Raw genomic sequence first — 12548 nt, 5'->3', positions numbered from 1 at the left:
GGATACTATTCAGTAACTGCTTCCGCTTCTTTTTCCGCTGCAGTTTCAGTCTGTTCTTTTTTAGCGAGTTCCATTTCTAAGCGGTATTCTTTGTTGTCAGCAACCTTAATGAATGGGTACCACATTAAAATTCCAATTGCCATACAAATTACCATTAGGATAGTGTAGTTTAAGCCCCCTGAAAACGGCATCTTAACGAAAGTTGGCGTAGTCCATGGGAGTAGCGACATCGTTGGGTTAAGTGAAATTGGTAAAATAGTGGTCGTTAAGCCCCAGGTTACAAAGCCCGCAATTAATTGCGTAAATACTTGCGGGAGAAAGAAGAGCGGGTTCAAAATAATTGGCATCCCAAACATAATCGGTTCTGAAATATTAAACAGTGATGGAATAAATGCTAATTTACCTAATTGCTTCATCTTAGTTGACTTACTACGAATCATTACAAAGGTAACTAAGCCCATGAATCCTGCTGCGTACATTCCCATGTAAATTACGGAAGGTAACAAGTATGGTAATTTTTGACCATGTTGGAAAGCAGTGATGTTACCAACGATCATGGTCATGCTAACTGCGCCTAAAGGTCCTTGTAAAACAGCGTTGTGGATTCCAAAGAACCAGAAAATTGCTAAGAGTTCCATTATCAAGATAATTGAAAGCGGACTAGCAACTAATGAATTCAACGGAGCATTGATTGCGTCAACGAAGAATTGGAAGATAGTTCCCGAAGGAGTCAAACCAAACAATACTCGGACAATGAATACTAGTACGAAGATGATGGTAACCACGAACACTGGAGATAAAGATTGGGTAACCATTGGCGGAACGCTTTCTGGAAGCTTGATCATCAAGTTCTTTTTGGAAAGAGCTGCGTAAAGTCGAGTGATTACCAATGCTAAAATCATTCCGATAAATAGTCCCTGTCCGCCTAAGTAATCAAGTTTTAATGCTCCAATTGCTTGGCTAGTCGCGTGGCCGCTCTTCATTACCGTGGTGGTAACCGATTGCGGCATTAACATGATGAAACTGGCTAACGAAATTAATGAAGCATTCCGTTCGTTAGTTTTCAATTGCTTCGCGTAAGAAAAGGCTAAACTATACACTACGTATAGCGAGAAAACTCCGGTAGCCCCGTTAGTAATCGCTTCGACATGTTGGAAAATTCCAATCTTAGTTAAAAATTGAGTCCAACCTGGAACCGGAAAGTTTCCGATAATGGTGATTAACGCAATTCCCAACGTAATTGGACTAGTCCGAATAAACCCTTCCATTAACGCTGCTAGAATTTTATTTTTCTGTAATTTCTCTGAAATTGGCAATAATTTGTCATTTAAAAATTTCTCTAAATTGTTCATTTTTGATACTCCTTTACCTAATTTTAATTTAGTTTCAAGTTAATTTCTGAGGTTTCCCCTAAAATATCGAGTTGGAACTGGTACTCAATGTGCTCGAGATGTTTTTCACCCTGGTTGTCAAAGTATGCTAATTCTGCCACCGGTATTTCGACATCAATTACTTGCTTACCAGCTCCCGTAAACTGAACCTTAACGGCCTTAACTAACCGTTTGACTGGTTGGACAATCTCCGCCGGGAATTGCTTGAGATAAATCTGAACCACCGTCGCTGCGGCTCGGTCACTTAAATTTTCCACTTCAAATTTTCCCTTTAAAGTCGTTGCGTCTTGATGTAATTCTCGCCAACATCCCGTAAACCTTGCATAACTAAGTCCGCTGCCAAATGGATATAATGGCTCATTACTTTCATCAATGTATTTGGAAACGAACCGGTCTGAATGGTTGCTTTCCCCCAGCGGACGGCCGGTCGGGGTGCGAGCTTGATAAATTGGCAACTGTCCTTCGCTCCGTGGAAAAGTCATCGATAACCGCGCTGAAGGACTTGCCTTACCAGATAGTAAATTAGCAATTCCGGTTCCACCCATAATTCCAGGGAACCAAACCAATAACAAACTATCAAAGTATGGTTCTACATCGGTTAACGCTAGTGGCCGACCGGTATAGACGATGCCCACAATCGGTTTCCCCTGCTTAGCAACTGCTTGAATAAGTCGCTTTTGCTTAGCCGGCAGGGTCAAATGTGCTTTAGCTGCACCTTCTCCACTTTCTAAAAAGTTTTCTCCAATGGTCAAGACCACTACGTCCGCCGCGGCCGCTTGTTTTTCAGCTTGTTGTAAGAGTAAGTTTTCGTCCTCAATTGGGCCATTAACCAATTCAATCCCCTGTTTTAAGGGCCCAAAAGGCTCATAAGAATCAAACAAGTTATATCCTCGACTAAACGATAACTGTGCGGGATTAAATTCTGCTTGTAGTCCCTCTTTTAAAGGAACTACGTCGGTAGATTTACCGCTTACCGAAGCCCAGAACCCCAGGGTAAGTTTGCTTTCCCCATACGGTCCAATCACGGCGATTTTTTGATCTTGTCGGAGTGGTAAAGCGCTTTTATTTTTCAATAAAACGCTGCTTTCCTCAACCAATTGGGTAGCTAAAGCTCGATCTTCCTCAGCAAGAATCTTACCAGTGGCTGGCTCATCCAACCCACGAAACGGATTTTCAAATAGTCCCAACTTATTCTTTAAAACTAGGATTCGCCAAACTGCCTCATCCAATAATTGACGCATCTCTGGATTTTTAAGCACCTTCGGTAATTCATTGGCATAAACCGCCGTCATCATATCCAAGTCTACTCCCGCACGCAACGCTTTCTGAGCGGCTTCTTGGGAATTGGCTGCGTAGCCGTGATTTACTAATTCTGCAATTGCAGAGTAATCTGCGTCCAACACTCCTTCAAACCCAAATCGATCTCGAAGAACTTTCCGATTTAACCACCGGTTCCCAGTTGCTGGTACGCCATTTAAAAGGTTGAAGGCTGTCATTACCAATTGTGCTTTTGCTTCAATTGCGGCTTGGTATGGTTGCAAAAACTCATTATAGAGTTTTTGGTAAGACAACTCCACCGCGTTGTACTCGCGACCGCTTTCCGGAGCACCGTAAGCCGCAAAATGCTTGATACAAGCTGCAACGTGGTTACGGGTGATTTTTCCGTCCGCCAATTCCCCTTGGTACCCGCGGACGACGTGTCGTCCAAATTCTTTGGCAGTGTATACATCTTCTCCAGGTGATTCCATTACTCGTCCCCAACGCGGATCGCGCACCAAATCTAGCATGGGCGAAAAAACTACGTGAAGACCATTTTGGTAACTTTCTTTTGCAGTTACCGCTGCCGCTCGTTGAATTAAATCAAAATTATACGAGCCTGCTTGCGCTAACGGCATCGGAAAAATCGTCCGAAATCCATAAATAATATCTGACATGAATAATAGCGGTATCCGATGACGACTCTTTTCCAATACTTCCGTTTGCAATTTTTTCAACTTGCGATGGTCGTTAACGTTATAAATTGACCCGATTTCATAATAATTAAAATCAGCTGGTAATCCTAAATCCGTTTTTGGTCCAGTACTCATCACCCAACTTTCCACAAAAAGGTCTCCATTCAATTGAACAGTCTGGCTGACCTTCTCTGCATCACTTAAATCATTAAACAATTTTCTTAACTTTGTTTCTTCCAAGTAACTCCCCCCTCTTTGAGTAATCGCTTTCAATTCTCTTACAACTGCAGTATAAAATATTTAAATCTTAAAATATATCAAGAAAATAGTGTTTGTAACAAAAACGTTCAAGTGATTTAACCCTTTTTAACATTATTTCTCCCCAATCTTCTCCCAAACAAAAAGCCGGGGATGGTCATTTGACCTCCCCAGCTTAATACCTTGCCAGACAAAAAGCGCTGAAATTTGACAATTAATATTTCAGCGCTTAAGTTGATTATTTTTCTTCAACTCTTTAAATTAGTTTTTTTAAATATTTACTCTCGGCCGTTTTTCGCGCTGCGATAGCACTTTCAAAGTCAGCAAACGAATTATTCAGCACAAGTGTCCCTTTAATCATCAGCCGTGCAACCCATTTTTGATTCTTTTTGTCATACGAAACCCCAATAACCCCACTCGTATTTCTTTTACCAATTTTTATTGCTTGGATTGGATTACCATATTCATCTTTAAATGCCTCGCGATTACCGATGTTGGTTTTAGTTGCCTTGATTTGGCGAATTCTTGTCGCTGAGCTTTCTTTACGCAAACATCCGCAACTTTTAACAACCCCATGACGTAAATTATAGCCATCTTCTTCCACAATTCGTCCACAGGTACACCGACAAAGCCAAAGAATATTCCGGTTGGCGTTTCGATGCTCCGTCATCGCTAATACGGTTAACCTACCAAAAGTTTTTCCCCTCATATCAATCATAACTAGTACACTGTTCCTCCGTTGAACGTATGACTTTTTAGGGTAAACCCTAAAAGCATACCCCTTGTGGAGGCAGTAAATAACCGATATAATAAAAGTGGTTTAATTACCTAGAAATTGACTATTTAGCAAAAGCATTTCTTTTTTGCCAAAGTATTAACAAAATAGGCTTCTAATGGTGGTGTCCTAGCTTAGCTTTATTTTATTGTATACATTTAACATACTGTAAAATTATTTTGCTATTAAATAATAAAAATGACTTTTTAGGGTTTACCCTAAAAAGTCATTTTGGTTTTCTGTTTCCATAAATAAAGGATTTATAACCGCCTAATCATTACGCCATTAAATCCCAAAATTAGCGGATAACTATTTAACCGTTAAATGCAATAACCATTAGCAGATGAGTTGGATAATTAATCGCTTTAAAACTCAAAGGAATTCCATTGAGTTCCCCCTTTTTAGCTCTGGAAACTGTCTTTAGGTAATTAAACCAACTTCTTCCAATACATATGAGGCAATCATAGCCCATTAGTCGTGTACATAAACAAGAGAGTGTGACAAAAGTTGGGTAGTTTGCGAGCATTAACTGAAAAATGACCATGATGCCTGATTTTGGCATGATCAATTTTTGGTTAAGCGGAGCAAACTGACTTTTGGCACACGTTTTGGCTCTATTGAAGGCAAAATGCCAAAATAAAAACGATTCATGATGAGGAAGTTTCACCTCACATGAACCGTTTTTTGTTTAAAGACTTTTGTCACAGCCCCTTGTTTTTATGTGCCTGCGGACTAGCTTGTATTACGTGTTTTGACTTTTATTCAAGTAAAAAAGTTTTTAAAAATGTTAAATCCAAAAAAGTCACTTTTCCGTTTACTTATATTTCCACTAACTAGTTATCGCCGTTTATTCACTATTTCACCTTGGTCAGTCCCCTAGCCAACGTATTTCTCAATTGCCTTATCAATATTTTCCCGTACTTTGGTAACTCGATCCATTTCGCTTTCTTCGACGTGTGGTAATGGATAACGAGCGCGGCCCACGGCAACCCCTCTTTGCGCCAGAATTAACTTCATTACATCGTAAAGATTTCCCTTAAATGAAGTTAATTGTGAAATTAAATCATTGACGCATAACTGAATTTCCAACGCCTTATCTAATTCACCTTCCCGTACACAGCGGTCGGCTTCTAAAAGCAATTCTGGATAAACGCCATACGTTCCGCCAATTCCAGCATCTGCGCCCATTACCCGACCGCCAACGAATTGTTCATCAGGGCCGTTAAAAATGATATTTTCTTTTGGAGCACGTAATTTCCACATGTTAATATCCATTACCGGCATAGATGAATTCTTGACCCCGATCACTTGTTCCTTAGTCATCATCTTCTTAAATAGGTTTTCAGACAGTGCGTATCCGGTTGTTTGGGGAATGTTATAAATGATGAAATCAAGGTTGGTTGCCTCCATAATGCTTGTCCAGTAAGCTTCGATTGCGGGCTCTGGCAGTACAAAATAGATTGGTGGGATAGCTGCCAACGCATCCACGCCCAATTTTTCCGCGTGTTTAGCTAATTCAATGCTATCCCGAGTTGATGGTGCCGCAACGTGGGCAATAATTGTCATTTGTCCGCCGACTGCTTTCATTACGTTTTCCAAAACTAGCTTCCGTTCTTCCACCGTTTGGTAAATACATTCTCCCGAAGATCCGCCGACGTAAAGTCCCTTCACTCCCTTGCCTAAATAATACTTGGCAAGCTTTTGCACCCGTTCCGGGCTAACATTGCCTTCGTCGTCGTAACATGCGTAAAATGCTGGGATAATTCCTTTATATTTATCAAGATTTTTTGTCATTTTAATTACTCCTTTTAATTTTTGAGATTAACTTTTTGATCAATCGTTTTAAACGTCAACCCAGTAATGTCATGTTGATGACCCGGTTTGAGGAAACTAAAAATATATCCTAAAATCATCGCCCCTAGAAAACCTACTACACTAACGAAAAGGGCGTTGATTCCATGAGTTTGAATAAAGTAACAGATTGCCGTAGTGACGATCATGCCGAGGGTTGCTCCAAAGCCGTTTGCCCGTTGACTGACGATCCCTAGAGCAAAGATTCCGGCAATCGGCACCCCAAAGAGTCCAAACAATGAAAGGTACGTATCGATCATGTCCGAACTGTGTAACTTAATCAACACTAGCGTCACTAGCAAGCCAAAAATTCCGCAAATCAAGATACTTAGCCGAGTTATGCGCATACTCATCCGGTCGCTCTTGTCCTTCATGAACCGCTTTTGAATATCAGTTACCAAACAAGCCGCGGTACTATTTAAGCTCGAAGCAATCGTAGCTTGCGAAGCCGCAAAAATGGCCGCAATAATCAACCCGGCAACCCCCGCTGGAATTTCAGTTAATACAAAATATGGTACTAATGCGGAAGTGTTAAATCCGGATGGTAAACTACCACCGTGTTGGTAAAAACTGTAAATTACGGTTCCCATCCCGTAAAATAGCGGAATGGTAATTAATGACAACAACGCATTGGTCCAAATCGACTTAGCAATGTGCTTATTGTCAGTCGAAGTGGTGTACCGTTGAACCACGTCTTGACTGGCCGTGTATTGGTACAAAGTGTTGAAAATCTGTCCTAATAGGATGATTGGCACCGTTGACTTAGTAACGCTCCATACAAAATCAGCCTTAGTTAGAATTTTCCCTTTATTGACGGCATCTTGCGCAACGGTTTGCAATCCGCCGTGGGTTCCGTGAACCGCAAAGAAAATAATTAAAACCGCGCCTACTAATAGGAGAATTCCTTGGATTACGTCGCTCCAGATTACCCCTTCCATTCCACCATGGTATGTATAAATGATACACAGGATGGTGATTAAAGAGGCGATTAGGTACGGGTTAATGTTGATAATAGATTGCAGTGCCACAGTCGGTAAATAAATTACAATTGCAATCCGCCCAATGTGAAATAACACGAACAAAATGCTGCTAAACACCCGTAAAAACGGGTTAAACCGAAACTCCAAATATTCGTAAGCCGTGGTCACCCGTAACTTTGAAAAGAATGGAATGTAGTACTTAATTAATACCGGAGTAATCAAAAAAATGGCTAAGTTCCCAAAGGCATAAGCCCAGTTGGTCAAAAACGATTTTTCTGGAGTTGACATGTAGGTGATCGCACTTAAAGTTGTCGCGAAAATACTAAATCCGACCGCCCATGCCGGTACGTTACTAGTACTAGCCTTAAAGAACTCTTCCGAATTTTTTGAACTCTTCTTACTGAAACTTAAACCAATTACTAACATAATGATTAAATAAGCAATTAAAACCAGCCAATTTAAAACACCGAATCCTTGTTTAACCATATTACGCAGTACCTACTTTCTACGAATTCCAAATTAAATGATTTTCACGTAGTTTAAGTAGCGGCATTTATCAGCCAGTAAGCCTGATTCCTTCAGAATTAACGACCAATCTTTTCAAAAATTGCAATAAAAAATGCCACAAAAACTCGCACTACATGATGTGGTAGTGTGAAACCTTTGCGGCAGTTGAATTCGCATTAATAACTATTACAGATAAAAATTATAAACTGTTCCTCGTTAATTGTAAACCCTTTCAAAGAATTAAATTTACTTTTTGAATTTCTTCGTCTAATTCTTCATCAGTAGTAACTCCGTATTCCAAAAATACCGGCACTTCAGAATTTAAAGCTTGCACCATGGATTGCCAATTAGTTGCTCCCTCACCCAGACGGACCGTAGTTAAATCGGCAATATCTTTCAAATGAAACACGGTAATCCACTTCTTTAAAGAATCAAAAGCACGTTGCGGATCTTCTTTTATCCAGTACCAGTTTCCCGAGTCAAACGTATAACCTAACTCAGGAACCAACGCCAACAATTTAATCAAGTTATCTTTAAAAAATTCTAATTGTCCATCCTGGTTTGGTTGATTTTCCACCGTTACCACTCCAGAATACGCGCGGAGTGCTTTTTGTAGTTTCGCTAGTCTTGAAGCGGGTGTATTTTGGCAGTCGCCTAAACTAATTTTTAATCCTTGAATTTGAAACTCCTTTGCCATGGTTAAATAGTCAAAAATATTTTCGTTTAATTGTCCTTCTGTGAACAAGACTTCGGGAATCGAATAGTAAAATTGCCAATCGTTTTCCTTACACAATCGCTGAATTGTAGCTAACTCTAGATCACGGCGATCTTCTTGAAAAAATTCACCCCGGGCTTCAATTGCAGCAATTGGCTTTCCGATTAACTGCTTTAGGCATTCGCTTTGACTACGCCCATTTTCAAGCTGATTTAAAAATACTGCGGTATTAATCGATACTTTTTTCATTTACCTTCTCCTTATTTTTCTTCAAGAATGGCACAATTGCACCAATTAATTGCGCTTGGTTACCTTGTTGCGCAATTTTTAGCGTGGTTCGGTTAAAATCTGGGGGTAGTAATACGGATAATTGTTTGTTAAACAGATCAATCAAATATTGTCCCTGTGCAGAAACCGCCCCGCCAATTACGATATAGTCCGGATCAAATAAAACAACCACTTCAGCAATACCCCTAGCCACTTCGTTAGCCCATCGTTCAATAATTGATTCGTAAGTTGCTTGGCCTTGTTTAGCTTTTTCAAAGGCATCAATTACCGTTACACCTTTATCGGCTAGTTGGCGTTCCAAAACTAACGTTGAAGCCCGTTGTTCATAATTGGTATTCGTCTGCGGATCAAATAACGTATACCCAACTGAATTACCCTGTCCATGTGCTCCACTGATAATTTTTCCATTACGATAATGCGCTCCACCGATTCCGGTACCTAACGCCATGCAGTACACATCTTGATTCACTAATTGTCCCGTAAAAACCTCACCTAGTAAAGCCGCGTCGACATCATTAACTACGCTGACCGATAAGTTAGCCTGCGCAGCCAAACTAGTTTTAATGGGCGTACCAATATAATTCGGAATGGTTGGCCCTGCGTATTGAATACTGCCGTCCCGGCCCACAATTCCCGCCGTACTGACCCCAATTCCAGCAAGTTCGATCCTTTCTTGAATAGTTTGACTTATCTGTAGCAAAGTTTTTAAAATATGTCCGTTTCGATTTTGTTCTGTATTAACCTTCCCTGTATCCGTAAAATTTAATTGTTCATCAATTACCGCGTATTTGATGGTGGTGCCACCGACATCAAACGCCAAAAACTTTTTACTCATCTTGGGTTCCTCCAATTTAACCAGCATTCATGATAACGATTTCATATTACCATCCGTTTATTATTTTCACAATCTAAAAAAGTGAAAATATTTTTAGTTACCGTCGCAACAACGTTTTTTTATCAAAACGAAAATAATTACCGGATTTAGTTATTGCAATATTTTTTAACTCGAGTTATATTTACTGCGGTGGTTGAATTAGCAATTAACTATTACAAATTAATTTTTATTTCAGACCCTAGATAATTAGTGTTGTTTTTAAGAAATCAAATTTGATAAAAGTGAAGTGTCAGTATATGAAAAATAGATTTTTAGACGCTGTCAAAGGACAGTTAATCGTTTCTTGTCAAGCTTTACCAGATGAACCACTCCACAGTTCCTTTATCATGGCTCGGATGGCACGGGCAGCTAAAATGGCCGGCGCAGCTGGTATTAGAGCAAATTCAGTAGTGGATATTCAAGCAATCCAAGACGAAACTGGTTTACCAATGATCGGAATCGCTAAAACCGACTACCCGGATTCTCCAGTATTCATCACCCCCACCATGAAAGAAATGCGGGCAGTTGCAGCTACCGGCGTTGAAGTAGTGGCTTGTCAAGTTACGGGACAACCTCGTCCGCACGACGAAAAGATTGCTGACATCGTCAAGCAGTTTCGAGCTGAATTTCCCAACACCCTTTTGATGGCCGATACTGACATTATGGAAAATGCTCTCATGGCAGATGAATTAGGTTTTGACATTATTGGTACCACGATGCGCGGTTACACCCCCGCTTCAAAGGGATTGAACATTGCCGACGATGACTTTGCTTATCTCAAAGAACTCTTACAAAAAGTTCACCATCCGGTGGTTGCTGAAGGAAAAATTGATACTCCAGCAAAACTGAAACGGTGCATTGAATTAGGTTGTCATTCAGTAGTGGTTGGTGGCGCAATTACGCGACCGCTCGAAATTGCAAGTCGGTTTATCGACGCAATCAAATAATTACCAAAACTTGAAACGTGGCTAAAATTTAGGCGAAAGTGACCCTTAACTAAACGTTCCGGTTATTTTTAAATGGCTGGGAAAAAACTAAAGAAATACTTTTCAAGGATGAAAAAATTGTTTTGGTTTTTTGACTTCAATAGCGGCAAAATATGTACCAAAAGCTAAAAGGCTTCCCGGGAACCCACAATTCTTAGGAAGTCTTTTTTAGTTTTCCGACTACTTTCGTCATCCCCGGATAAAAGCGTATAATTAAGGCTATTAGCATAGACCAATGAGGAGGTTCTCAATGAATATTCTTGAGGCGGTAGAACAAAAATATCCTTCGTTATCCCGGCAAGAGCGTAAAATTGCGTTAAAAGTAATCCAGCACCCTTCCCAGGTAAAAAAAATGAGCATCGGCATCCTCGCCAAAAAAGCTGAAGTCAGTACCGCGACGGTGACCCGGTTCGTTAAAAAAATGGGTTGCCAAGATTTTAGTGAATTTAAATTAGGCCTGGCAGAAGCAACATCTACAATTACTGAGGACGTCGGCAATGCCCCGCTACCTGATCAGGTAACTAATTTTTATAACCAAATGATCACCGGAACCTGGAAAAAAATTAACCAAACTGCTTTAGACGAAGCCGTGCAATTAATCAAAAACGCCCCCCGAATTTTTGTGTTCGGCCTAGGTAGCTCGGGTTACAACGCCCAAGAACTATCCCAGCGGCTCCTGCGCATGGGGATCAACGCCTTTGCCCCAGCCGATAGTCATACGATGTACATCACCAGCAGTATTATGCAAAGTGACGATTTAGTAATCGTGCTTTCAGTTTCCGGGAACTCAGCGGAAGTCAACGAGGCTACTAAGCTAGCTAAAGAACACCAGCTCAAAGTTATTGCGATTACTGCTTTTGATGACAGTCCTCTAGCTACGATGAGCGATTGTAAATTATTTGTTCAATACAGCGATTTTGTGGATAACACCCGCTTTATTAACTCCCAATTAGGGATTGTCTACGTAATTGACGTCTTGTCGACCATGCTGCTACACGACCCAGACTACAAGCAACATTACCAACAAACCGTAGAAACAATTTTAAGTCGCAAATTGCGTTAATTAATTCATACCACAAAAAAAGTAAGGAATTGAATTCGTAAATGAATTCTAGTTCCTTACCTTTTTAAATTTCAGCTAATTTTAATTTTGGCTAACCGTCATACTTCGGTCAACGCGGGAACGACCGGTCGTGTAATCAAACCGCACTCCCGGTTGAACGTTCCAAATGAAAACGTTGAAGTTAAGGCTACCGTCCGTCGAAATTGCTTCCGAATGGTAGCCGATTGGCATCAAATCGTTGCCTTTAAATACCGTAGAAACCCGGTAAATCACCCGTTTGTTTTTCGCCAAAGCATCGCGTACCCGTTCTTCAAAAATCTGCATAGTTTGTTGATTACTGAAGGCGGTCTGCGTAGCTAAGTTCTTGGGGTTGTCCAAGGAGCCTAATTTCCGGGGGTTGAAGTTACCATTTTGGTCAAACTTGCCAGTTACCGAATAAGCTAATAAGTGGCCCCGGTTTTGAATTTCAACGCTACGTCCGTTAATCCGAACCCGTTTTTGATGCCAACCGGTAGGATTCCAAGTTTGGCTAGCCCGGGTGCTTGATTTTACTAAATTAGCCCGGCTTAGGTATCCGGTTGCCTGAGTCGTCCGGTTCAAACGATCCAAATTACCATAATCAATCCGGTTGGTCTTCCAATCTTTCGGGTTTAACGTACTCCGGTTATGGTTGACATATATGTAAGCCGGGTCCCCTGATTTAAACGTTAATTGCGACAACTGACTATCAGTCACGCTTTTCGTGGTCTGAGTATTTTGGGGCATCACTTGGTTTAGCAAATTGTTCGTTACTTGATGAACGTCGTTACCTTTTAGAAACATCCCCAAAATGGCCACAATTAAAATTAACCACCAGTTATTAGAACTTCTACTTTTCTTTCGTTTACTCATAATTCCCCCATTAATTT

The 12548-nt window shown here is 40.6% G+C and carries 10 protein-coding genes; 2 read left to right on the top strand and 8 right to left on the bottom strand.

The window, feature by feature from the left end:
• Positions 1-5: 5 nt before the first annotated feature.
• The 7 genes from HMPREF0623_RS00285 to HMPREF0623_RS00255 all read right to left on the bottom strand — a co-directional run bounded on the left by HMPREF0623_RS00285 (position 6) and on the right by HMPREF0623_RS00255 (position 9552).
• Complete coding sequence (locus tag HMPREF0623_RS00285; RefSeq protein WP_004165611.1) at positions 6-1352, bottom strand: PTS sugar transporter subunit IIC; 1347 nt, start codon at positions 1350-1352, stop codon at positions 6-8.
• A gap of 23 nt (positions 1353-1375) precedes the next feature.
• Positions 1376-3583, bottom strand: a complete 2208-nt coding sequence (locus tag HMPREF0623_RS00280; protein ID WP_036671178.1) for a glycoside hydrolase family 3 N-terminal domain-containing protein — start codon at positions 3581-3583, stop codon at positions 1376-1378.
• Between the two features lie 274 nt (positions 3584-3857).
• Positions 3858-4205, bottom strand: a complete 348-nt coding sequence (locus tag HMPREF0623_RS00275) for an AP2 domain-containing protein (RefSeq protein ID WP_036668206.1) — start codon at positions 4203-4205, stop codon at positions 3858-3860.
• A 1047-nt stretch (positions 4206-5252) separates the two neighbouring features.
• Positions 5253-6170, bottom strand: coding sequence for a dihydrodipicolinate synthase family protein (locus HMPREF0623_RS00270; protein WP_004165606.1), 918 nt, complete (start codon positions 6168-6170; stop codon positions 5253-5255).
• 14 nt (positions 6171-6184) lie between these two features.
• Positions 6185-7693, bottom strand: coding sequence for a sodium:solute symporter family protein (locus HMPREF0623_RS00265; RefSeq protein WP_004165605.1), 1509 nt, complete (start codon positions 7691-7693; stop codon positions 6185-6187).
• Positions 7694-7946: 253 nt separating this feature from the next.
• Positions 7947-8678 (bottom strand): sugar phosphate isomerase/epimerase family protein, encoded by a 732-nt coding sequence (locus tag HMPREF0623_RS00260; protein WP_004165604.1) that lies wholly within the window; start codon positions 8676-8678, stop codon positions 7947-7949.
• On the bottom strand, positions 8659-9552 hold the full coding sequence (locus HMPREF0623_RS00255; protein WP_036671176.1) for an ROK family protein: 894 nt from the start codon (positions 9550-9552) through the stop codon (positions 8659-8661). The genes HMPREF0623_RS00260 and HMPREF0623_RS00255 overlap by 20 nt, the downstream gene beginning before the upstream one ends.
• A 296-nt stretch (positions 9553-9848) precedes the next feature.
• On the opposite strand from HMPREF0623_RS00255, the gene HMPREF0623_RS00250 reads away from it, so the two are divergent.
• Positions 9849-10538, top strand: coding sequence for an N-acetylmannosamine-6-phosphate 2-epimerase (locus tag HMPREF0623_RS00250; protein WP_004165602.1), 690 nt, complete (start codon positions 9849-9851; stop codon positions 10536-10538).
• Between the two features lie 289 nt (positions 10539-10827).
• A complete protein-coding gene (locus HMPREF0623_RS00245; RefSeq protein WP_004165601.1) occupies positions 10828-11640 on the top strand; it encodes a MurR/RpiR family transcriptional regulator in 813 nt (270 codons plus the stop codon).
• Positions 11641-11721: 81 nt separating this feature from the next.
• Here HMPREF0623_RS00245 and HMPREF0623_RS00240 read toward each other — a convergent pair whose 3' ends face one another.
• Positions 11722-12531, bottom strand: a complete 810-nt coding sequence (locus HMPREF0623_RS00240; RefSeq protein ID WP_004165600.1) for a DNA/RNA non-specific endonuclease — start codon at positions 12529-12531, stop codon at positions 11722-11724.
• Positions 12532-12548 lie beyond the last annotated feature (17 nt).

Source organism: Pediococcus acidilactici DSM 20284 (assembly GCF_000146325.1).
GTDB lineage: Bacteria > Bacillota > Bacilli > Lactobacillales > Lactobacillaceae > Pediococcus > Pediococcus acidilactici.
This window is presented reverse-complemented; position numbering and strand designations above follow the sequence as displayed.